20 protein-coding genes are annotated in these 22,127 nt (G+C 71.1%); 14 read left to right on the top strand and 6 right to left on the bottom strand.

Annotation, left to right across the window (positions count from 1 at the left end):
* Positions 1-17 precede the first annotated feature (17 nt).
* Positions 18-731: a PAQR family membrane homeostasis protein TrhA gene (trhA, locus tag DA085_RS15420; protein WP_109473905.1), complete on the bottom strand. Its 714-nt coding sequence runs from the start codon at positions 729-731 to the stop codon at positions 18-20.
* Positions 732-997: 266 nt separating this feature from the next.
* On the opposite strand from trhA, the gene DA085_RS15415 reads away from it, so the two are divergent.
* The 4 genes from DA085_RS15415 to DA085_RS15400 all read left to right on the top strand — a co-directional run bounded on the left by DA085_RS15415 (position 998) and on the right by DA085_RS15400 (position 6,101).
* On the top strand, positions 998-1,762 hold the full coding sequence (locus DA085_RS15415) for an isoprenyl transferase (RefSeq protein ID WP_109473869.1): 765 nt from the start codon (positions 998-1,000) through the stop codon (positions 1,760-1,762).
* A gap of 329 nt (positions 1,763-2,091) precedes the next feature.
* Positions 2,092-3,456 carry a PhoH family protein gene (locus DA085_RS15410; RefSeq protein WP_109473868.1) on the top strand — a complete coding sequence of 455 codons (1,365 nt, stop codon included), beginning with the start codon at positions 2,092-2,094 and terminating at the stop codon, positions 3,454-3,456.
* 283 nt (positions 3,457-3,739) lie between these two features.
* Complete coding sequence (locus DA085_RS21705) at positions 3,740-4,570, top strand: aggregation-promoting factor C-terminal-like domain-containing protein (protein WP_237565555.1); 831 nt, start codon at positions 3,740-3,742, stop codon at positions 4,568-4,570.
* A gap of 100 nt (positions 4,571-4,670) precedes the next feature.
* A complete protein-coding gene (locus DA085_RS15400; protein ID WP_109473867.1) occupies positions 4,671-6,101 on the top strand; it encodes a class II fumarate hydratase in 1,431 nt (476 codons plus the stop codon).
* 54 nt (positions 6,102-6,155) lie between these two features.
* Here DA085_RS15400 and coaA read toward each other — a convergent pair whose 3' ends face one another.
* Positions 6,156-7,109: a type I pantothenate kinase gene (gene coaA / locus DA085_RS15395; RefSeq protein WP_109473866.1), complete on the bottom strand. Its 954-nt coding sequence runs from the start codon at positions 7,107-7,109 to the stop codon at positions 6,156-6,158.
* Between the two features lie 75 nt (positions 7,110-7,184).
* Between coaA and glmS the strand changes: the two genes are divergently transcribed.
* The 7 genes from glmS (at position 7,185) to DA085_RS15360 (ending at position 12,449) form a co-directional block, all read left to right on the top strand.
* Positions 7,185-9,041, top strand: a complete 1,857-nt coding sequence (gene glmS / locus DA085_RS15390) for a glutamine--fructose-6-phosphate transaminase (isomerizing) (protein ID WP_109473865.1) — start codon at positions 7,185-7,187, stop codon at positions 9,039-9,041.
* Between the two features lie 7 nt (positions 9,042-9,048).
* Positions 9,049-9,399 carry a holo-ACP synthase gene (locus tag DA085_RS15385; protein WP_109473864.1) on the top strand — a complete coding sequence of 117 codons (351 nt, stop codon included), beginning with the start codon at positions 9,049-9,051 and terminating at the stop codon, positions 9,397-9,399.
* Positions 9,400-9,406: 7 nt separating this feature from the next.
* Entirely contained in the window at positions 9,407-10,897 is a 1,491-nt protein-coding gene (locus tag DA085_RS15380; RefSeq protein ID WP_109473863.1) for a bifunctional ADP-dependent NAD(P)H-hydrate dehydratase/NAD(P)H-hydrate epimerase, read from the top strand.
* Between the two features lie 9 nt (positions 10,898-10,906).
* A complete protein-coding gene (locus DA085_RS15375; protein WP_109473862.1) occupies positions 10,907-11,335 on the top strand; it encodes a VOC family protein in 429 nt (142 codons plus the stop codon).
* A gap of 248 nt (positions 11,336-11,583) precedes the next feature.
* Positions 11,584-11,823, top strand: a complete 240-nt coding sequence (locus DA085_RS21380) for a hypothetical protein (RefSeq protein WP_109473861.1) — start codon at positions 11,584-11,586, stop codon at positions 11,821-11,823.
* 106 nt (positions 11,824-11,929) lie between these two features.
* Complete coding sequence (locus DA085_RS15365; RefSeq protein ID WP_109473860.1) at positions 11,930-12,187, top strand: type II toxin-antitoxin system Phd/YefM family antitoxin; 258 nt, start codon at positions 11,930-11,932, stop codon at positions 12,185-12,187.
* 4 nt (positions 12,188-12,191) lie between these two features.
* Positions 12,192-12,449 carry a Txe/YoeB family addiction module toxin gene (locus DA085_RS15360; RefSeq protein WP_109473859.1) on the top strand — a complete coding sequence of 86 codons (258 nt, stop codon included), beginning with the start codon at positions 12,192-12,194 and terminating at the stop codon, positions 12,447-12,449.
* 399 nt (positions 12,450-12,848) lie between these two features.
* Here the strand turns inward: DA085_RS15360 and DA085_RS15355 are convergent, their stop codons facing one another.
* Positions 12,849-14,177 carry an MFS transporter gene (locus tag DA085_RS15355; RefSeq protein ID WP_109473858.1) on the bottom strand — a complete coding sequence of 443 codons (1,329 nt, stop codon included), beginning with the start codon at positions 14,175-14,177 and terminating at the stop codon, positions 12,849-12,851.
* A gap of 70 nt (positions 14,178-14,247) precedes the next feature.
* Between DA085_RS15355 and DA085_RS15350 the strand changes: the two genes are divergently transcribed.
* The gene (locus DA085_RS15350) at positions 14,248-15,246 is read left to right on the top strand and encodes a GlxA family transcriptional regulator (protein WP_109473857.1); all 999 of its coding nucleotides are present in this window, start codon (positions 14,248-14,250) and stop codon (positions 15,244-15,246) included.
* Positions 15,247-15,312: 66 nt separating this feature from the next.
* Here DA085_RS15350 and leuA read toward each other — a convergent pair whose 3' ends face one another.
* Entirely contained in the window at positions 15,313-17,067 is a 1,755-nt protein-coding gene (leuA, locus tag DA085_RS15345; RefSeq protein WP_109473856.1) for a 2-isopropylmalate synthase, read from the bottom strand.
* A gap of 431 nt (positions 17,068-17,498) precedes the next feature.
* Between leuA and DA085_RS15340 the strand changes: the two genes are divergently transcribed.
* Positions 17,499-18,560 carry a hypothetical protein gene (locus DA085_RS15340; RefSeq protein WP_154402223.1) on the top strand — a complete coding sequence of 354 codons (1,062 nt, stop codon included), beginning with the start codon at positions 17,499-17,501 and terminating at the stop codon, positions 18,558-18,560.
* Between the two features lie 99 nt (positions 18,561-18,659).
* On the opposite strand, the gene leuD is transcribed toward DA085_RS15340, so the two are convergent.
* Positions 18,660-19,298, bottom strand: coding sequence for a 3-isopropylmalate dehydratase small subunit (gene leuD / locus DA085_RS15335; protein ID WP_109473854.1), 639 nt, complete (start codon positions 19,296-19,298; stop codon positions 18,660-18,662).
* Positions 19,299-19,301: 3 nt separating this feature from the next.
* The gene (gene leuC / locus DA085_RS15330; protein WP_109473853.1) at positions 19,302-20,726 is read right to left on the bottom strand and encodes a 3-isopropylmalate dehydratase large subunit; all 1,425 of its coding nucleotides are present in this window, start codon (positions 20,724-20,726) and stop codon (positions 19,302-19,304) included.
* 218 nt (positions 20,727-20,944) lie between these two features.
* Between leuC and DA085_RS15325 the strand changes: the two genes are divergently transcribed.
* Complete coding sequence (locus tag DA085_RS15325) at positions 20,945-22,102, top strand: 3-isopropylmalate dehydrogenase (RefSeq protein ID WP_109473904.1); 1,158 nt, start codon at positions 20,945-20,947, stop codon at positions 22,100-22,102.
* Positions 22,103-22,127: the final 25 nt, after the last annotated feature.

The following is a 22,127-nucleotide window of genomic DNA, read 5'->3' as shown; positions in this document are numbered from 1 at the left end:
GGGTCAGCCGACCGGCGTCAGCCGGCGGCTGCCGGAATCGCGCCGTAGACCGAGAACGACACCGCGACGTAGTGCGCCGCGAATGCCACGACGGTGAACGCGTGGAAGATCTCGTGGAACCCGAACCAGCGCGGTGACGGGTTGGGCCTCTTGGTGCCGTAGACGACGGCGCCCAGCGTGTAGAGCAGCCCGCCCGCCGCGATCAGGGTGACCACGACGGCGCCGCCGTTGCGCCAGAACCCGGGCAGGTAGAAGACGGCCACCCAGCCGAGGGCGACGTAGACCGGGGTGTAGAGCCAGCGCGGCGCGCCGACCCACAGCACCCGGAAGAGCACGCCGAGGATCGCCCCGCCCCACACCAGCCACAGCAGCGTGCGTGCCTGGCCGTCGGGGAGCAGCAGCACGGCGAACGGCGTGTAGGTGCCGGCGATGATCAGGAAGATGTTGGCGTGGTCCAGTCGCTTGAGGAGCCGGCTGGTGCGCTCACTGAAGTGCCCGCTGCCGCGGTGGTAGACCGCCGACGTGCCGAACAGCAGCACCGCGGTGATGGCGAAGACGGCGGCAGCGATCCGCGCGGAGGTGGTCGGGGCGAGCGCGATCAGCACGATGCCGGCGGCCAGCGCCAGCGGGGTGGTGCCCAGGTGGAGCCAGCCGCGCAGCCGGGGCTTGATCGCGGCGACGGCGTCCTTGGCGGACTCCCGGACGGAGTCTGCGGTCTCCCGGACGTGCATCGCGGACCCGGAGGCCTGGTGCATCCGGGCGCGGGAAGTGCGGGGTGAGCGGTCTGCCATCCGCCAAGGGTAACCTACGTTGGCGTAAGTTACGCAACGGTAACCAGATGTTCACGTCCGCGGGCGGGCGGGCAGGGGCCGGGAGGTCCGGAGCCGCGCCCGGCGTGGACCACGCGCCGTGACTTCTCTGTCGGGTTCGTGAGGAGTTCCGGGAGAGACGGTGGGGATCACCACGGGGCGCGGGTGCGGCGAGTAGGTTTGCCGGTATGCGCTCTCCCCGCGACCTGCTCTATCGCGCGTACAACCGGTCGCTGACCAAGCACCTGCCGGTCGACCGCATGCCGCGGCACGTGGGGGTCATGCTCGACGGCAACCGCCGGTGGGCACGGCTGCGGGGGGCGGACACGGCGCACGGACACCGGGCGGGGGCCGACAACATCGCCCCCCTGCTGGAGTGGTGCGAGGAGGCGGGGGTCGAGGTCGTGACCCTGTGGCTGCTGTCCACCGACAACCTGCACCGTGACACGCAGGAGGTCGAGCCGCTGCTGCGCATCATCCAGGACGTGGTCACCGAGCTGGCCGAGCGCCGCTGCTGGCGGATCAACCTGGTCGGCGCCGCGCACCTGCTGCCGGAGGAGACCGTGCAGGTCCTGCACGACGCGGTGGACCACACGGCCGATGTGGACGGCATGGTCGTCAACGTGGCGATCGGCTACGGCGGTCGCCAGGAGATCGCCGACGCCGTGCGCTCGCTGCTGGCCGAGGCCGCCGAGAAGGGGACGGCGATCGAGGAGCTGGCCCGCACCCTGGAGGTCGAGGACATCGCCGAGCACCTCTACACCAAGGGGCAACCGGACCCGGACCTGGTGATCCGCACCAGCGGCGAGCAGCGCCTCGGCGGCTTCCTGCTCTGGCAGAGCGCGCACAGCGAGTTCTACTTCTGCGAGGCCTACTGGCCGGACTTCCGCAAGGTGGACTTCCTGCGCGCTCTCCGGGCCTACGCCGAGCGCGAGCGCCGCTTCGGCAGCTAGCCACGCGGCATACTGCCGGACTGCCCAGCCGTATGCGGATCGGCCGGCCGATCCTCCCGGGGAACCTGGGGTGGCGGGCTGGTGAATGGTCAACGACCGCGGGGCGGACGTTTACGCCACGCCGCGCCGATTGGCGTGTCGGCGCCGGAAGTGGTCCTAACGTCGGGAGGGACGCAGGACACCCGTCCTCGTCCGGGAGGCCAACCAGATGGAGCGACTGCTCTGGGCGGGGGGCCGGCACCGGCACCTCGACCACCTGGTGAGGGCCCGGTCCCGGTCAGCCCACCGTCACCACGCGTAGCGCGAGCGCGCGTGCAGGGAGAGTCGACATGGCACCAACCACCAGCCGATCCGCCACCCGTTCCACGCGCGCCGCTGCGGCGCAGCCCGCCGAGGTCAGGACCAAGACCTACGTCCTGGACACCTCGGTCCTGCTGTCCGACCCGCGGGCGCTGCTGCGCTTTGCCGAGCACCAGGTCGTCCTGCCGATCGTGGTCATCACCGAGCTGGAGGGCAAGCGGCACCACCCGGAGCTGGGCTACTTCGCCCGCGAGGCGCTGCGGCTGCTGGACGACCTGCGGGTGGCGCACGGCGGCCTGAACGAGCCGGTCCCGGTCGGCGACGACGGGGGCACCCTCAAGGTCGAGCTCAACCACACGGACCCGTCCTCCCTGCCCGTCGGGTTCCGACTGGGCGACAACGACTCGCGCATCCTGGCCGTGGCCTGCAACTTCGCGGGCGAGGGGCACGAGGTGACCGTGGTCAGCAAGGACCTGCCGATGCGCGTCAAGGCCTCGGCGTGCGGTCTGGACGCCCAGGAGTACCGCGCCGAGCTGGCCGTCGAGTCCGGCTGGACCGGCATGGCCGAGCTGGAGGTCGACGACGCGGGCATGGCGACGCTCTATGAGACCGGTCGGCTGGAGCACGAGGGGGCCCGGGAGCTGCTCGTGCACACCGGGCTCACGGTCCTGGGGCCGTCCGGCAGCGCGCTGGCCCGGGTCACCCCCGACCACGCGGTCAAGCTGGTCCGCGGGGACCGGGACGCCTTCGGGCTGCACGGTCGCTCCGCCGAGCAGCGGATCGCGCTCGACCTGCTGCTGGACCCGGACGTCGGCATCATCAGCCTGGGTGGCCGGGCCGGCACCGGCAAGTCCGCCCTGGCCCTGTGCGCCGGGCTCGAGGCGGTCATGGAGCGGCGCCAGCACCGCAAGGTCATCGTCTTCCGCCCGCTGTATGCCGTCGGTGGCCAGGAGCTGGGCTACCTGCCGGGCAGTGAGAACGAGAAGATGGGCCCCTGGGCCCAGGCCGTCTTCGACACCCTGGGGGCGGTTGTGTCCAAGGAGGTCGTCGAGGAGATCATCGACCGCGACATGCTGGAGGTGCTCCCGCTGACCCACATCCGGGGCCGCTCGCTGCACGACGCGTTCGTGATCGTCGACGAGGCGCAGTCGCTGGAGCGCAACGTCCTGCTCACCGTCCTGTCCCGGATCGGCCAGAGCTCGCGGGTGGTGCTGACCCACGATGTCGCCCAGCGCGACAACCTCCGGGTCGGCCGGCACGACGGGGTCGCTGCGGTGATCGAGACGCTCAAGGGGCACCCGCTGTTCGCGCACGTCACGCTGCACCGCAGTGAGCGCAGCCCGATCGCGGCGCTGGTGACCGATCTCCTCGAGGGCGGGGAGAGCCTGGTCTGACTCGCGGGCGGAGAGGGCCTGGTCCGACTCGCGGGCGTTCCTTGCCTCCGGCCCCCGACGTCCAGCAGGCGCTGAGTCCCACTAGCACCATCCGCCCCGGCAGCACCAGAAATGGCGCTGCCGGGGCGGTGTGACGTTGGCCACGGATCGGCCTGTGAGTTTGCGATCTGTTGACCCGTGCTGCCACGGTGGACCGGTTCAAGATCACGAATTCATAACGCTCGTGACCGTTGCCCCCGCTGTTCCCCGCAGCTGACGGTGCCCCGGGCGTGGAGGAAACCCTGTGCCCAACACCCCCGAGATCCCTGTGCTGCCCGCCGGGCAGGACCGCAAACACCGGTCCGGCCGTCGCCTGCACCGCGGCGCGACCGCCGTGACCGCAGTCCTCGCGGCAGGCGCCGTGGCCCTGGCCACCTACGCCGGCCAGCCCGGCGACCCGACCCTGGACGTCAGCGGGGTCGCGGCGAACCTCAGTGACGTCACGCCGTTCGTCGGCGACTCCGCGCTGGGCCACATCGCCGAGGCGAGCCAGTCGACCCTCGAGCAGTCCGTCACCGCGGTCGAGGGCCAGGTGGCTGACGCCAGCATGAACTTCTCGGCCTGGAGCGCCCGCAAGGGTGGCGACGCCGCGACCGAGCGCTCCGCGGAGATCGCCGCCGAGCGCGCCGCTGCCGAGCGGGCTGCCGCCGAGCAGGCAGCGGCCGAGCAGGCGGCCGCCGAGCGCGCCGCCGCCGAGGAGGCCGCGGCCCGCTCCGAGGAGCGCCCCGAGGCGCCGGTCGAGGAAGCCGCTCCGGCCCCCGCCCCCGCGCCGTCCGGCTCCCCCCGCGACATCGCCGCCGGCATGCTCGGCAGCTACGGCTGGGGGCAGGACCAGTTCAGCTGCCTCAACTCGCTGTGGAACCGCGAGAGCGGCTGGAACACCTACGCCCAGAACCCGTCGTCGGGCGCCTACGGCATCCCGCAGGCCCTCCCGGGCAGCAAGATGGCCACGGCCGGCTCCGACTGGCAGACCAACCCGGCCACCCAGATCCGCTGGGGCCTGGGCTACATCCAGGGCCGCTACGGCAGCCCCTGCGGTGCGTGGGCGCACTCGCAGTCCGTCGGCTGGTACTGATCCCGCACCGACCGCGCCAGATCTCTCCCGGACCCCGGTCCGCCCCCACGGGCGACCGGGGTCCCTCGCGTCCGCCGGAGGGCTGGAGGACACTGGGAGCATGAGCACCGAGCGCCCCACCACCGCCCAGGACGTCCCGATGCGCACCGAGCGCGACTCGATGGGGGAGGTGCAGGTCCCGGCCGACGCGCTGTATGCCGCACAGACGGCTCGGGCGGTCGAGAACTTCCCCATCTCGGGGCAACCGGTCCCGGCCCAGATCGTGCACGCGCTCGCCCTCATCAAGTCTGCCGCCGCCGGCGTGAACGCCGAGCTCGGCGTGGTGGACCAGACCCGGGCGCGGGCCATCAGCGCCGCCGCCGACGAGGTCGCCTCCGGCCAGCACGACGGCAACTTCCCGATCGACGTCTTCCAGACCGGGTCGGGCACCTCGACCAACATGAACGTCAACGAGGTCGTGGCCACCCTGGCGAACCGTGCCCTCGGCGGTGACCCGGTCATCCACCCCAACGACCACGTCAACGCGGGGCAGTCCAGCAACGACACCTTCCCCTCGGCGATCCGGGTCGCCACCGTGCGGCTGGTCCACGACGAGCTCCTGCCGGCCCTGGCACGGCTGGAGGAGGCCCTCGCGGAGCGGGCGACCGAGTTCGCCGACGTCGTGAAAGCCGGCCGCACCCACCTGATGGACGCCGTGCCGGTCACCCTCGGTCAGGAGTTCGCGGGCTATGCCCGGCAGATCGCCCTGGGCCGCCAGCGCGTCGAGGAGGCTGCCGGGCCGGCCGCCGAGCTGCCGCTGGGCGGCACGGCCGCCGGGACCGGCCTCAACGCCCAGCCCGGGTTCGCCGCGCAGGTGATCGCCGAGGTGTCGCGCCGCACCGGTGTGGAGTTCGTCGAGGCCGTCGACCACTTCGAGGCGCAGTCCACCCAGGACGCGCTGGTCGCGCTCAGCGGTGCCCTGCGGGTCGTCGCCGTCTCGCTCACCAAGATCTGCAACGACCTGCGCTGGATGGGGTCGGGCCCCCGCGCCGGCCTGGGCGAGGTGCAGCTGCCGGACCTGCAGCCCGGGTCCTCGATCATGCCGGGCAAGGTCAACCCGGTCCTGCCCGAGGCCGCCCTCATGGTCTGCGCGAAGGTGATCGGCAACGACACGACCATGACGGTCGCCGGGGCCAGCGGCACCTTCGAGCTCAACGTCATGCTGCCGGTCATGGGTCAGGTGCTGGTGGAGTCGATCACGCTGCTGGCCAGCTCCTCACGCGTCCTCGCCGACCGCTGCATCAGCGGGATCACGGCCAACGTGGAGCACAACCGCGAGCTCGCGGAGAGCTCCAGCGCGATCGTCACGCCCCTGAACAGGTACATCGGCTACGAGGCCGCCGCAGCGGTCGCCAAGCAGTCGCTGGCCAACCGGCAGACGATCCGTGAGGTCGTCCTCGAGCGGGGCCACGTCGAGCGCGGCGAGCTGACCGAGGAGCAGCTCGACGCGGCCCTCGACGTCCTGGCGATGACCCGCCCGCCCCGAGCCTGAGCCGACCCACGCGCCACCGGTGCCGGGTTGCGGGACCCGGCCCCTCCGCATACGTCAGAGGCGGCGCAGCCGCACCCGGTTGACGGCGTGGTCCTCGCCCTTGCTCAGCACCAGGGTCGCCCGGCCCCGGGTCGGCAGGATGTTCTCGACCAGGTTGGGGGCGTTGATGGCGTCCCAGATGCTCTCGGCCATGTCCACCGCGGCCTCGTCGTCCAGGCTGGCGTAGCGGCGGAAGAAGGACTCCGGCTGGTTGAAGGCGGTATGCCGCAGCTCCTGGAAGCGGTCGACGTACCACTTCTTGATGAGCTCCTGCTTGGCGTCCACGTAGACCGAGAAGTCGAAGAAGTCGGAGACCGACAGGCCGGTGCGGCCGTCGCTGTGCTGGCGCGGCGGCTGGAGCACGTTGAGGCCCTCGACGATGAGCACGTCCGGCCGCCGGACGACGATCTGCTCGTGGGGGACGATGTCGTAGGTCAGGTGGGAGTAGACCGGGGCGCGCACCTCGGCCTTGCCGGACTTCACCTCCATCACGAAGCGCAGCAGGGCCCGCCGGTCGTAGCTCTCCGGGTAGCCCTTGCGGGCCATCAGGTTGCGCTCGGTGAGGACCTTGTTGGGGTAGAGGAAGCCGTCGGTGGTGACCAGCTCGACCGAGGGCTCGGACTCCCACCGGGCGATCAGGGCCTGCAGGATGCGGGCGGTCGTCGACTTGCCGACCGCGACCGAGCCCGCGACCCCGATGATGAACGGCGTGCGCTCGTGACGCTCCCCGAGGAAGTCGCTGGTGACCTGGTGCAGCTGCTCGACCTCGCGCTCATAGAAGGACAGCAGCCGGGACAGCGGCAGGTAGACCTGCTCGATCTCCTGCATGTCGAGCCGCTCGCCGAGACCGCGCAACCGGGTGACATCCTCCTGCGACAGCAGCATCGGGTGCTGGTCACGCAGGGCAGCCCACCCGGCCCGGTCGAGCTCGACGTAGGGGGAGGTGAGGCTGGCGCCGTTGGAAGCCATGCGTGACATTCTGCACGTCGCCGTCACCGGCTCGGCATGCGGTTCCCCCGGGTGCCACGGATTAGGCTGCACCCCATGTGTGGAATCGTGGGATACGTCGGTCCGGTCCGTAGCGGCAAGGCGCTCGATGTCGTGATGGAGGGCCTGACCCGCCTGGAGTACCGCGGCTACGACTCCGCGGGGGTGGCGCTGGTCGGTGACGGCGAGGTGGTCGGCGAGAAGCGGGCCGGCAAGCTGACCAACCTGGTCGAGGCCTTGGAGGCGCAGGCGCTGCCGGAGACCGCGACCGCGATCGGTCACACCCGCTGGGCGACCCACGGTGGCCCCACCAACGAGAACGCCCACCCGCACCGCGGCGGCACCGACCGCAAGCTCGCGCTCGTGCACAACGGCATCATCGAGAACTTCCACAAGCTCCGCAAGCAGCTGCTCGAGGAGGGCGTGGTCTTCGCCTCCGAGACCGACACGGAGGTCGTGGCCCACCTGGTGGCCCAGGCCTTCGGGCGGACCGGCGACCTCACCCAGGCCATGCGTGAGGTGGTCAACACCCTCGAGGGGGCGTTCACCCTGCTGGCCGTGCACGCCGACCAGCCCGACGTCGTGGTCGGCGCCCGTCGCAACAGCCCGCTCGTGGTGGGTCTCGGCGAGGGCGAGAACTACCTGGGGTCCGACGTCGCGGCCTTCATCGGCTACACCCGGCACGCGCTGGAGCTCGGCCAGGACCAGATCGTGACGATCACGCCCGACGGCTACAGCGTCATCAACTTCGACGGCACACCCAGCGACGGCAAGGCCTACGAGGTGACCTGGGACGCGGCGGCCGCCGAGAAGGGTGGCTACGACACCTTCATGGAGAAGGAGATCAACGACCAGCCGCACGCCGTTGCCGACACCCTGCTCGGCAGGACCGACGAGAGCGGCCGCCTCGTCCTCGACGAGATGGGGCTCTCCGAGGAGGACCTGCGCGCCATCGACAAGATGGTCATCGTGGCCTGCGGCACCGCGGCGTATGCCGGGATGGTCGCCAAGTACGCCATCGAGCGCTGGGCGCGCATCCCGGTCGAGGTCGAGCTGGCCCACGAGTTCCGCTACCGCGACCCGGTGATCGACGACAAGACCCTGGTGGTCTCGATCAGCCAGTCCGGCGAGACGATGGACACCCTGATGGCGGTGCGGCACGCCAAGGAGCTCGGCGCGCGCACCATCTCCATCTGCAACACGCACGGCTCGACGATCCCGCGTGAGTCTGACGGCGTCCTCTACACCCACGCCGGTCCGGAGATCGCCGTAGCCTCCACCAAGGCCTTCCTGGCCCAGATCACCGCCAGCTACGTCCTCGGTCTCTACCTCGTGCAGGTCCGCGGTGGCCACGACGACGGGGTCGCCCAGGTGATGCAGGAGCTGCAGCGCGTGCCGGAGAAGATCCAGCAGGTGCTCGACAGCATGGACCGCGTCAAGGAGATCGCCCGGTTCATGGCCGACACGCGGGCCGTGCTCTTCCTCGGCCGCCACGTCGGCTTCCCTGTGGCGATGGAGGGTGCGCTCAAGCTCAAGGAGCTGGCCTACATCCACGCCGAGGGCTTCGCCGCGGGTGAGCTGAAGCACGGTCCGATCGCGCTGATCGAGCCGGGCCAGCCGGTGTTCGTCGTGGTGCCCTCCCCGGACTCCGAGCACGGCCTGCACGGCAAGGTCGTCTCCAACATCCAGGAGATCCGCGCCCGCGGCGCCCGCACCCTGGTCATCGCCGAGGAGGGGGACGAGGACGTCGTGCCCTTCGCCGACGAGGTCATCCGCGTGCCCCGCACGCCCGCCCTGCTCGCACCGCTGCTGACGGTGGTGCCGCTGCAGGTGTTCGCCCTCGAGCTGTCCACCGCCAAGGGGCTGGACGTCGACCAGCCGCGCAACCTGGCCAAGTCGGTCACCGTCGAGTGAGGGTCCGATGATCATCGGGGTGGGCATCGACGTCGTCGACATCGCCCGCTTCGGTGACTCCCTGGAGCGCACCCCGCGGCTCCTGGACCGGTTGTTCACCGATGAGGAGAAGTCCCTGGGCATCTCCTCGCTCGCGGCCCGCTTCGCGGCCAAGGAGGCGCTGGCCAAGGCCCTGGGTGCCCCGGTCGGCCTGAGCTGGACCGACGCCACGGTCCTGCGGTCGGAGTGGGGACGCCCGGAGTTCGTCCTGCGCGGCAGCGTGCAGCGGCGCGCCGACGAGCTCGGGGTCACCTCGATCCACGTCTCGCTCTCCCACGACGCCGGGATCGCCTCGGCCGTCGTCATCGCCGAGGGATGAGCCGGCGGTGATCCGCGCCTACAGCGTCCCGGCGGTGCGTGCCGCTGAGGCTGAGGTGCGGGCCGGGCTCGAGCCGGGTGCGCTGATGCGTCGCGCGGCGGACGCGCTGGCCGTCGTGGTCCTCGCCCGTGCCCGGGAGCGCGCGGCCCGGTCGGTCGTGGTGCTGGTCGGCCCGGGGGACAACGGCGGAGATGCCCTGTATGCCGCGGCGCAGCTCACCGAGCACCTGCCGGTGGTCGTGGTGCAGGTGGGGGACGCGGTGCACGAGGCCGGTCTGCGGGCGGCCACGGAGGCCGGCGCTCCCCGGCTGCGGGTGGCCCGGACCCGGCGGGCGCTGACACAGCCGGTGCGCCAGGCCCTGCAGGAGGCCGACATCGTGGTGGACGGTCTGCTGGGCATCGGCGGCCGTCCGGGCCTGGCCGGCGCGATGCTCGGCCTGGCCGAGTCGGTCCCGGACACGGCGCTGGTGATCGCCGTCGACCTGCCCAGCGGCGCGGACCCCGAGGGGGTCGCCCCGGTGACCGGGAGCGTCCGGGCCGCAGAGACGGTGACCTTCAGCCTCGCCAAGCCCGTGCACATCCTGCCCGCCACGCGCGGGGTGGTGGGCCGGCTCACGATCGTCGACATCGGCGTTCCGGCACCTGCAGCGGCCACCGTGGAGCAGCTCACGGCTTCGGACGTGGCGGACCTGTGGCCCGTGCCCGGCCCGGGTGATGACAAGTACTCCCGAGGGGTGCTCGGAGTCGTCGCCGGGAGCAGCCGCTATCCCGGCGCCGCGGTGCTGACGGTGAGCGCGGCCGTGGAGTCGGGGGCGGGCATGATCCGTTACGTCGGGCCGGACGTCGCCACCCAGCAGGTGCTCGGAGCGGTCCCCGAGGCGGTTCCGGGGCAGGGGCAGGTCCAGGCCTGGGTGCTCGGTCCGGGGATCCCCACGGACGAGACCACCTCGGACGTGCGCCGCCAGGTCGAGGCCTGCCGCTCCGCGCTCGCCTCGGACCTGCCCTGTGTGGTCGACGCGGGGGCGCTCGACCTCATCGAGGGTCCTCGGGAGGCGCCCACGTTGCTGACGCCGCACGCGGGTGAGCTGGCCCGGATGCTGAGCAGGTTGGAGGAGGGGCGGGTCTTCCACCGCAACCAGATCAGCGCGGCACCGCTCGTGCACGCCCGGCGGCTGGCCGAGCTCACCGGGGCCACGGTCCTGCTCAAGGGGTCGACCACGCTGGTCGTGTCACCGGACACTGTCGAGCCTGTGCGGTGCCAGGCGGACGCCCCCGCCTGGCTGGCCACCGCGGGCGCCGGCGACGTCCTGGCCGGGTTGGTCGGCGCGCTCGTGGCCGCCGGTCTGACGCCGCTGGACGCCGGCTCGCTCGGGGCCCTGGTGCACGGGCGGGCAGCCCACCACGCCAACCCGAGTGGGCCGGTGCGGGCCCTCGGCGTCGCGCGCGCAGTCCCGGGGACCGTCGCCACTCTCCTGAGCACGGAACGGCAGGTCCACTAGGCTCGGTCCATGGAGCAGAGACTGAGCGTGCTGACCCTGGGCGTGCGGGACCTGGACCGGGCCGTCGCCTTCTACCGGTCCCTGGGCTGGACGCCGGCTGCCTCACCGGAGGGGGTTGTCTTCTTCCAGGTCGGGGGCATGGTCGTCGCGCTCTGGGACCGTGCGGCGCTCGAGGTGGACTCGTGCGTCGAGGACTCCGGCGGGTGGGGCGGGGTGACGCTGGCCTACAACGTGGGCAGCCGCGAGGAGGTCGACGACGTGATCGTCGAGGCGGAGGCCGCCGGAGCGACCATCGGCCGCCCCGGAGGCGGCACGTTCTGGGGCGGCTACTCCGGGGTCTTCATCGACCCGGAGGGGCACCCGTGGGAGGTGGCGCACAACCCCTACTGGACCGTCACCGAGGACGGCCAGACCCTCGTCGGCGACGGCCGGGGCTGAGGACAGTGGTGGCGCACTGACTTGCACAGTTGAGCAAGGGGCGAACGGGACCTACTCGGGTCGTACTGAAGCGCGCAGGTTGTCTGCCGCACTCATCCGGGGCATCGACGTCGAAGTCGTCGTTCTCGGGCCCGGGGACACCTACCGCTTGTTGGCGTGGGATCTGAGAATGTCTCCAGCAACAGCCCTTGTCGGCGCATCCAGGACTCCAGGTCACGGCGACGCCACTTGGCTTAGTCTTCGAGTCTGTGCGGTTCCTGATCGTGAACTTGCCACAGATCGTGTTCGGGAACTTCTCCGTGACCAGGCATGCGAGGTATTCACCGTCAGACGTTGGTGCCGGCTTGGACCCGACTCCCGTTGAGTTCGGCGTGGACCTTGCGGGCGCCGTCAGGGACGCGCGTGAGGCCGGTGACTCCTGGACCATGATCGGCGCCGCGCTCGACACCACCCGCCAGGCGGCGTATCAGCGCTTCGGTCGAGACTGAACGCCCGCGACGCGGCAGTTGCGTGCGTTGGCCGTGCCGGCGTGGACATGGCCCTCTTGGCTGCCCAGGAGAAGCAGCGTACAGTTCTCTGTACAGGAGGTTATACATGAAGACAATGAGTTACACCGAGTCGCGAGCACGTTACGCAGAAGTGCTGGACGGCGTCACCAACGACCGTGAAGAGGTCGTCATCACCCGTGCCGGGCACGAGTCGGTCGTCATCGTGTCCCTGGCGGACTACGAGTCGCTACGTGAGACCGCCTACCTCATGCGCTCACCCGCCAACGCCCGCCGACTGCTGGACGCCATGCAGCGGCTGGAGGCTGGCCAGGGGCAGGTCCGCGAGCTGGTCGAGACGGACTGACCGAGTGCTGCTGGTCTGGGACGAGAACGCCTGGGAGGACTACCTTTGGTGGCAGGCGCAGGACCGCAAGGTGCTCAAGCGCATCAACATGCTTCTGAAGGACATCCAGCGCAACGGCAACGAGGGCATCGGCAAGCCTGAGGCACTGAAACATGACTTTGCCGGGTACTGGTCGCGCCGCATCACCGACGAGCACCGACTCGTGTACAAGATCGCCGGGGCCGAGCTCCGAGTCGCCGCCTGCCGCTACCACTACGGATGAGCACCGATCCGCGGCAGAGTCGGATACGACCGTGTCGGCGGCGTAGATGTCGTCTTGGAGCCCCGCATCGTTCTCAGAGCGTGAAATAGCCGGCTCGAAGAACGCTTGGCGGCTCCAAGACGACATCGGACTCCGAAGGAGTACGTCCGACGCTCGGCAGTTGAGTTATGTCACGACCATCGACGGCGGAGCGCCCCTGGCGCGGATCCCCACCATCCTGTGTCCCGCCCGGCATGGTTCCAACCTGCGGTCCGGTGACGATCGTTCTGGAGACCTCGGCGCACGGCCGTGGGTCAAGTCCGGTGTCCCAGTAGGAGACTGGCTCTCGCCCGCGGTTACGCAATGGATTCGTTGGCTCAGGCCCCTCACGCCCGGTCATTGTGAAGCAGCGGCTCGCACTCAACCACCAAGTGGCTGCCCGGCGAGCCCCGTCCGAAGACGCACCCGCGGCACCAGCAGCGACAGTGCCGTCGCGACCAGGCAGAGCGCGCCCGCACCGAGCCAGGCGAAGTCGTAGGAGCCGTGCGTGTCTCGGACCAGGCCGGCACCAGTGGCTGCGACCGCCGCACCGACCTGGTGGGAGGCGAAGACCCAGCCGAAGACGACCGGTGCCCTGTCCCCGAAGTGCTGCTGGCACAGCGCGACCGTCGGTGGCACCGTCGCCACCCAGTCCAGGCCGTAGAAGATGATGAAGGCCCACATGCTGGGTTGCACGTCCGGACCGAACAGCGCGGGCAGCGCCATCAGTGACAGGCCGCGGAGGGTGTAGTAGACCGCGAGCAGGATCCGGGGGTCGACCCGGTCGGTGAGGAAGCCGCTGCCGATCGTGCCGACGATGTCCACGATGCCGATCACGGCCAGCAGGCCGGCCGCCGCGGTCAACGGCATACCGTGGTCGTGGGCCGCCGGGACGAAGTGGGTCCCGACCAGGCCGTTGGTCGAGGCCCCGCAGACCGCGAAGCCGCCGGCGAGCAGCCAGAAGGTCCGCGTGCGGGCCGCCTCGACCAGGCCGGACAGGGCCATGGTGGCAGCATTGCCGCTGCGTGCCGCGCGGGGCTGCGTGGGCTCACCCTCGGTGGCGCCGTAGGCCTCCAGCCCGAGCTCGTGCGGGTGGTCCCGCACCACCAGGAGGACCAGGGGCAGGACGAGCAGCGCCGTGCCGGCGACGACCAGCGCGGGCACCCGCCAGCCGTGGTGCGTGGCCAGCCACGCCACTGCGGGCAGGAACACCAGCTGCCCGGTGGCGCCCGCGGCGGTCAGGACGCCGCTGACCAGGCCGCGCCGCGCGACGAACCAGCGGTTCACCAGGGTGGCGATGAAGGCCATCGAGATCGAGCCGGCCCCGACGCCGACGACCAGGCCCCACAGCAGCCAGAGCTGCCAGACCTCGGTCATCAGCACCGTCAGCCCGCTGCCGGACGCGAGCAGGACCAGCGCCACGGTCAGCACCGGCCGGATGCCGAAGCGGTCCATGAGCGCGGCAGCGAAGGGCGAGAACAGGCCGAACAGGACCAGGTTGATCGAGACGGCAGCCCCGATCGTGCCGTGCGACCAGCCGAACTCCTCGTGCAACGGGTCGATGAGGACCCCGGGGACGGACCGGAAACCGGCGGAGCCGACCATGGCGACGAAGCCGGCCAGCGCGACCCACCACGCCCGGTGGACGCGGGGCCGGGCGGCCCTGGCGGGGTCCTGGCCGGGTGCACGCAGAGTGGGGGACGACGTCATACGAGAAGTGTGCGGGAAGGATCCACGCACGACGAGTGGCGGATAGGCCGATATGTGTAAACTTTCGGCCATGGCTGGTCATCGTCCGCCCCACCGTGTCGTCGTCCTCTGCATCGAGCCGCTGGTCGGCTTCGACATGACGATCGTGCCGCAGGTCCTGGAGGCCGCCCGCGACTCGAGTGGCGAGCCCTGCTACGAGGTGCGGGTCGCCTCACTCGACGGCGGGCCGGTGGCCACCCACAAGGGGTATGCCGTGGTGTCGGACCACGGGCCGGACGTCCTGTCGTGGGCGGAGACTGTCGTGGTCCCCGGGATGAAGCACCCGTTGATCCGCCATGAGGGTCGCCCGACGCCGGAGCTCGAGGCGGCGTGGTCGCTGCTCAGGCCGGGCACCCGTCAGGTCTCCGTCTGCACCGGCGCCTTCGTCCTGGCGGCCCTCGGGGTCCTGGACGGCCTCCGGGCCACCACGCACTGGGAGTACGTCGAGGACTTCCGCCGCCTGTTCCCACAGGTCGAGCTGGACCCTGACGTGCTGTTCGTCGACGAGGGTGACGTGCTCACCTCGGCGGGCCTGGGTGCCGGCGTCGACCTGTGCCTGCACCTCATCCGCCGGGACTTCGGGGTCGAGGCCGCCAACCACGCGGCGCGCGGCTGCGTCGTGCCGCCATGGCGCGAGGGGGGCCAGGCCCAGTTCATCGAGCACCCGCTCCCTCCGCGCTCCGAGCAGTCCACGTCGGCGACGCGGCTCTGGGCCCTGGCCAACCTGCGGTCGGTGACGCGAGTGGAGGACCTGGTCGCCCATGCCCGGATGAGCGAGCGGACGCTGAGCCGGCGGTTCCGGGCCGAGACGGGCCAGTCACCCCAGCAGTGGCTGCTGCAGGCGCGGCTGCAACGTGCTCTCGAGCTGCTGGAACGCACCGACCTCGCCGTCGACCGGGTCGCCGAGGAGGCGGGGTTCGGGACCGCTGCGGCGCTGCGGCACCGGATGCGCGCGGCGCTGGCCACGACCCCGCAGGGCTACCGCAGGACCTTTGCCGGTCCCGGGCGCGGTGCGGGCCTGACCGGTTGAGCCGGCCGCCGCTCAGCCGAATCGGCTGGGCGGCGGCCGGGACCCCGCCGACCGGGGGCGAGCCCTTTACGAGGATGCAGGGCGGTTGATCGCGCTGCAGACGGCGTGGAGCGAGGCGGTGACGATGTTGCCGTCGATGCCGACGCCCCATCGGGTCTCGCCGTCGACGGAGCACTCCACGTAGGCCGCGGCGCGCGCGTCGCCCCCCGCGCTGAGGGCGTGCTCGGCGTAGTCCAGCACCCGGACGTGCTGACCGTGCTCGCCCAGCGCGTTGACGAACGCGGCGATCGGCCCGTTGCCGGTGCCCCGGACGACCTGCTCGGTGCCGTTGACCACGACGGTCGCCGTGACCTCCTCCTGGTCACCGGCGGACCGGTGCTCGACGCTGCGCAGCTCGACGGGGGCGCTGTTGGTGAGGTACTCCTGCTGGAAGGCTGACCAGATCGCCTCGGACGTCATCTCGCCGCCGGCGGAGTCCGTGTGCTGCTGCACCACCCGGCTGAACTCGATCTGCATCCGGCGCGGCAGGTCCAGGTGGCGCTCGGCCTTCATCACGTAGGCGACACCGCCCTTGCCGGACTGGCTGTTGACGCGGATCACTGCCTCGTAGGTGCGACCGACGTCCTTGGGGTCGATCGGCAGGTAGGGAACCTCCCACCGGAAGTCGTCGACCGCGGCGCCGGCCTCGGTCGCGTCCCGGTCCATCGCCTCCAGGCCCTTCTTGATCGCGTCCTGGTGGGAGCCGGAGAACGCCGTGTAGACCAGGTCGCCGCCGTAGGGGTGCCGCTCGTGCACCGGCAGCTGGTTGCAGTGCTCGACCGTGCGACGGATCTCGTCGATGTCGCTGAAGTCGATCTGGGGGTCGACGCCCTGGCTGAACAGGTTGAGCCCCAGGGTCACCAGACACACGTTGCCGGTGCGCTCGCCGTTGCCGAACAGGCAGCCCTCGATCCGGTCCGCACCGGCCAGGTAGCCCAGCTCGGCCGCGGCCACGGCCGTGCCCCGGTCGTTGTGCGGGTGCAGCGAGAGGATGACCGACTCCCGGTGGTCCAGGTGCCGGTTCATCCACTCGATGGAGTCGGCGTAGACGTTGGGCGTGGTCATCTCGACCGTGGCCGGCAGGTTGATGATGATCGGCTTCTCCGGGGTCGGCTCGAAGACCTCCATCACCCGGTTGCACACGCGGACAGCGAACTCCAGCTCGGTGCCGGTGTAGGACTCGGGGGAGTACTCGTAGAAGACCTGGGTGTCGGGGATGGTCTCCTCGAACTTGCGGCACAGGCGCGCACCGTTGGTCGCGATGTCGATGATGCCGTCCATGTCCGTGTTGAAGACGACCCGCCGCTGCAGCGTGGAGGTGGAGTTGTAGAGGTGCACGATCGCCTGCTTTGCGCCGGCGATGGACTGGTAGGTCCGTTCGATGAGCTCCTCGCGGGCCTGGGTCAGCACCTGGATCACCACGTCGTCCGGGATCAGGTCCTCCTCGATCAGCATCCGCACGAAGTCGTAGTCGGTCTGGCTGGCTGCGGGGAACCCGACCTCGATCTCCTTGTAGCCCATCCGCACGAGCAGCTCGAACATCTGCCGCTTGCGGTCCGGGGTCATCGGGTCGATCAGCGCCTGGTTGCCGTCGCGAAGGTCGACCGCGCACCAGCGGGGTGCCGTGGTGATCTGCCGGCCGGGCCAGGTGCGGTCCGGCAGGTCGACGGCGGGCGCGGGGACATAGCGGCCGAACGGCATACTGCTCGGCTGCTGGGGGTTGCGGACGGGGGTGCCGGTCGTTGCGACGGCGGAGTTCGGGTGGGTCTGGGTGGCGGTCATGCTCGGTTCCTCACTGGGGGCTGTCGGTGTGTCCGGGGGACAGCAGACTCCGCAGCGAGGGGCCGGACCTAGAAGGTCTCGCTGCGGCGACTGAGGAGAAGCATGCGTGCCATTGGCAGTGACTGTAACGCATCCACCGGACGTCGCGTCAAGCGGGCCGCCCTCCGGTGGCGCTCGCAGTTGGCCGGGTGGGTGGGCGACCAGTGCTGGCGTGGTGCGTCGGTGCTCGCTGCTGGCACGGGCGGAAGCCCCGGCGCGGCACGAGGTCCGGCGACGGGGAGATGCGTCACGAGTCGAGAAGCGCCTTTCACCACGCCATCTCACCGTGATGTCATGCATCTGCAGGGTCCTGACCCCGTCAGTGCCTGACACAAGGGCTCTGTCCACAGGACGCAGCACGGCGGGGGTGTCACTGGGCCACCATGGGCGGCATGGGGGACCCACGCAAGGCCGTCAGGGCGCTCACTCCGTCCGAGCGCCGCGCAATGGTGGACCAGGAGCTCGGCGCCAGGCACGGAGGGGTCGCGCACGTCCGAGAGCTCTATGCCCTCGGACTGACCTATGACCAGGTGCTCGCGGAGACCACGGCCGGACGCTGGCACCGTCTGGGCCGGAGGTCGATCGGCCTCGCCGGACCCGTGGTCAGCAGGGAAGGATCGTGGTGCGTTGCGGTGTGGGAGTCCGGGTCGGGTGCGGTGCTGGACGGCGTCTCGTCACTGTTGGCCGCGGGCCTGTCGTCCTGGCAGGAACGGATCGTGCACGTCAGCGTCCGCCGCGGCACCCGCACGCACGCACGCGAAGGTGTCCGCATCCATCACTGCCGGGACCTCGGCCGCACCATGAGCACGCAACCGCCGCGCACCGCCCCCGAGGTGGCTGTGCTCCGTGGAGCGGCCTGGGCGACCTCGGACCGGCAGGCGCTGACCCTGCTCGCCATGACCGTGCAGCAGCGTCTGGTGCCGCCGGGCCGCCTGCTCGAGGCCTGGGGGACGACAGCTCGGCACCCGCGCCGTGCCCTCCTCGATGAGGCCATCCCGTTGGTCTGCGACGGTGCCCACGCGCTCGGGGAGATCGACTTTGCGCGGATGTGTCGCCGGCGCGGGTTGCCCGAGCCGTCGCGCCAGGAGCTGCGGCACACCTCCCAGGGGCAGGTGTTCCTGGACGTGTACTTCGACGACTACGCGGTCCATGCTGAGATCAACGGGGTCCAGCACTACACCGGGCTCGCGCCGGTGGCAGACGCCCGCCGGCGCAACGATCGCGCGCTGGTCAAGGACCTGACCATCGAGATCCCGGTGCTGGGGCTGCTCACTGACGAGGACGGGTTTCTGGACCAGGTGGCGGAGGCGTTGCGTCAGCGCGGTTGGCAGGGGCGCGGCGCGGACCATCGCCGACGCACTCCCGGTGGCAGGCGGTTCCGGAGTGGCAGTGCGGAGGGTGGGCTCGGGCAGAACGTCAGGCAGTTCCGGGGTGATACCCCTGGAACTGCCTGACATTGTCCCGGAACGGTCGACGCGACCACGTGCGGCTGGCGGCCGGACAACACCTGCGGCCCACGGCGTATCCCACTCCTCGGTCCGGGACCGTCGGTGTCAGGGAGCGGGCTTCGTGCTGACCTGGATCGGTGTGCGCCTGCCGGTCTCGGCGGTGACGACCGGCTTGTAGGCGGGACGGCTGGCCTCGTAGGCGGTGATCGCGTCCTCGTGCTGGAGCGTCAGGGAGATGTCGTCCAGCCCGTTGAGCAGTCGCCAGGCCACGTAGTCGTCGACCTGGAACGGCGCGACGATGTCACCCGCGGTGACGGTGCGGCCGGGGAGGTCGACGGTGATGGTGGCGCCGGGGCTGTTCTCGAGGTACTTCAGGATCAGCTCGACGTCGGGCTGGGCCACCTGGGCGGTGAGCAGGCCGCCCTTGCCGCTGTTGCCGCGGAAGATGTCGCCGAAGCGGGAGGAGATGACCACCCGGAAGCCGTACTGCTGCAGCGCCCACACGGCGTGCTCCCGGCTGGACCCCGTGCCGAAGTCCGGGCCGGTCACCAGGACCGACCCCGCGGCATACGCCTCCTGGTTGAGGATGAACGAGGGGTCCTCGCGCCAGCGGGCGAAGAGACCGTCCTCGAACCCGGTGCGGCTGACCCGCTTGAGGAAGTGCGCCGGGATGATCTGGTCGGTGTCGACGTTGCTGCGGCGCAGCGGGACACCGACGCCGGTGTGCGTGGTGAACGGATCCATGGCTCAGACCTCCACAGGGGTGCGGTCGGGCAGCGGGCTCAGGTCGGAGGGGCTGGCGAGGTGCCCGGTGACCGCGGTCGCGGCGGCCACCGCGGGGCTCACCAGGTGGGTGCGCGAGCGGGCGCCCTGCCGGCCCTCGAAGTTGCGGTTGGACGTGGACGCGCAACGCTCGTGCGGCGCGAGCTGGTCGGGGTTCATGCCCAGGCACATCGAGCACCCGGCCAGGCGCCACTCGGCCCCGGCCGCCGTGAACACCTCGTCGAGCCCCTCGGCCTCGGCCTGCTCCAGCACGGCCTGGGAACCGGGCACGACGAGCATCCGGAGGTTGTCCGCGATGCGTCGGCCGCGCAGCACGTCGGCGGCCAGGCGCAGGTCCTCGATCCGACCGTTCGTGCACGAGCCCAGGAAGACCGCGTCCACCCCGATGTCACGCATGCGGGTGCCGGGGGTCAGGTCCATGTACTCCAGCGCGCGCTCGGCGTTGCCGCGCGCGTCGTCGTCGCCCAGCACGGCGGGGTCGGGCACCACGTCGTCCAGCGTCACGGACTGACCGGGGTTGGTGCCCCACGTGACATAGGGCGCCAGGGTGCTGACGTCGATCGTGATCTCCTCGTCGAAGACCGCGTCGTCGTCGGTGCGCAGCTCGCGCCACGCCGCCACGGCGGCGTCCCAGTCCTCGCCGGTCGGCGCGTGCGCGCGGCCCTTGACGTAGTCGAACGTCGTCTCGTCCGGCGCGATCATCCCGGCGCGGGCGCCGGCCTCGATCGACATGTTGCAGATCGTCATGCGGCCCTCCATGGAGAGCGCCCGGATCGCCTCGCCGCGGTACTCCAGCACGTAGCCCTGCCCGCCGCCGGTGCCGATCCGGTTGATCACCGCCAGGATGATGTCCTTGGCGCTGGCCCCCGCGGCCAGCTCGCCGGTGATGTTGATCGCCATCGTCTTGAACGGCTTGAGCGGCAGCGTCTGGGTGGCCAGCACGTGCTCGACCTCGGAGGTGCCGATCCCCAGGGCCAGGGCGCCGAACGCGCCGTGGGTGGAGGTGTGGCTGTCACCGCACACGATCGTCATGCCCGGCTGGGTCAGGCCCAGCTCCGGGCCGATCACGTGGACGATGCCCTGCCCCAGCCGGCCGCGCCGGTGGTGCACGATCCCGAACTCCGCACAGTTGGCGGTCAGCGCCTCCAGCTGGGTGCGGCTGATCACGTCGAGCACCGGACCGGGGGTGGTCGGCGTGTTGTGGTCCTCCGTGGCCAGCGTCAGGTCCGGACGGCGCACGGTCCGGCCCGCGACCTTCAGCCCCTCGAAGGCCTGCGGGCTGGTCACCTCGTGCACCAGGTGCAGGTCGATGTAGAGGAGGTCTGGTTCACCCTCCGCCTGTCGCACGACGTGCGAGCGCCAGACCTTCTCGGCCAGCGTGTGTCCCATTGCTCCTCCTTCACAGACTGTCGCAGCCGTCGCCCTCGGTCGGCGGCGGTCAGGATGCCCGACACTGTAGCCCGGTCGGTTGACGTCACGGAAAGCGGTGCCGGCGAGATGGCCGCCCGCGGGTGGTGTCGTCGTATCGTGCAGACTGACCAGCACCAGTTGGGCGACCTCAGGAGGACACTGTGTCGGAGTCAGGCGTGCGGAGCGGCGGTGCGGCCGTGGAGAGTCCCGGTGCGGCGGGTGCAGCGGAGACCCGGTCCCACCGGCTTGCCGTGATCGGTGGCGACGGGATCGGCCCGGAGGTGACCGCTGCGGCGCTCACGGTCCTGGACGCCGCGGAGGCCCGCTTCGGCTTCACCACCGAGCGCACCGACGTCCCGCTGGGCGCGGACAACTATCTCGACACCGGCGAGCTGCTCACCCCCGAGGCGGTGGAGCTGCTGCGCGGCCACGACACGATCCTGTTCGGCGCCATCGGCAGCCCGCGGGTGACCCCCGGGATCCTCGAGCGGGGCGTCATCCTGGCCCTGCGCGCGGAGCTGCGTCAGGCCATCAACCTGCGGCCCGTCCGCCTCTATCCCGGGGTGCCGACGCCCATCGCGGGCCTGACTCCCGAGCGGTGCGACCTCGTCGTCGTCCGCGAGAACTCCGAGGGCAGCTATGTCGGTGGGGGCAGCACGGTCCATCGCGGCACGCCGGGAGCCGTCGCCACCCAGGGGTCGACCAACACCTGGTATGCCGTGCACCGCGCCGTGGACTTCGCGTTCCGGTTGGCGCAACAGCGCCGGCGTCGGGTCACCCTGTGCCACAAGACGAACGTGCTCGTCGAGGCGGGGGCCCTCTGGAGTGACGTGGTCGAGGAGGTCGCGGCCCGCTTCCCGGACGTCGAGCACGACTACGTGCACGTCGACGCGATGTGCATGCACCTGCCGGTGTCCCCCGAGCGTTTCGACGTGGTGGTCACGGACAACCTGTTCGGCGACATCATCACCGACCTCGGGGCCGTCCTGCAGGGCGGGCTCGGCGTGGCCGCCAGCGGCAACCTCAACCTGGACGGCTCCGCCCCCAGCATGTTCGAGCCGGTGCACGGTTCGGCGCCCGACATCGCCGGCAGGGGCTGGGCGAACCCGGCCGGTGCCGCCCTGTCTCTCGCGCTGTGCCTGGCCAGCCTCGGCGAGGGTGACGCCGCGGCAGCCGTCGAGTCGGCCACGGCGCGCGTGCTCGCGGAGCTGCCCGAGCTGTCGGGGGCCGGCATGGGTGGCTCGACCGCGGAGCTGGGCGAGCGGATCGCCGCGGCGGTGCAGGACAGCGGGGAGGGCGTGCAGAGCAGCCTGATGACCCAGCTGGCTGCGGTGCAGGCCGGCCTGCGCGACTGACCGTCCGCGCGCTGGCAGACTGGAT

The organism is Ornithinimicrobium cavernae, from assembly GCF_003121625.1.
In the GTDB taxonomy this organism is placed as follows: domain Bacteria; phylum Actinomycetota; class Actinomycetes; order Actinomycetales; family Dermatophilaceae; genus Ornithinicoccus; species Ornithinicoccus cavernae.
This window is presented reverse-complemented; position numbering and strand designations above follow the sequence as displayed.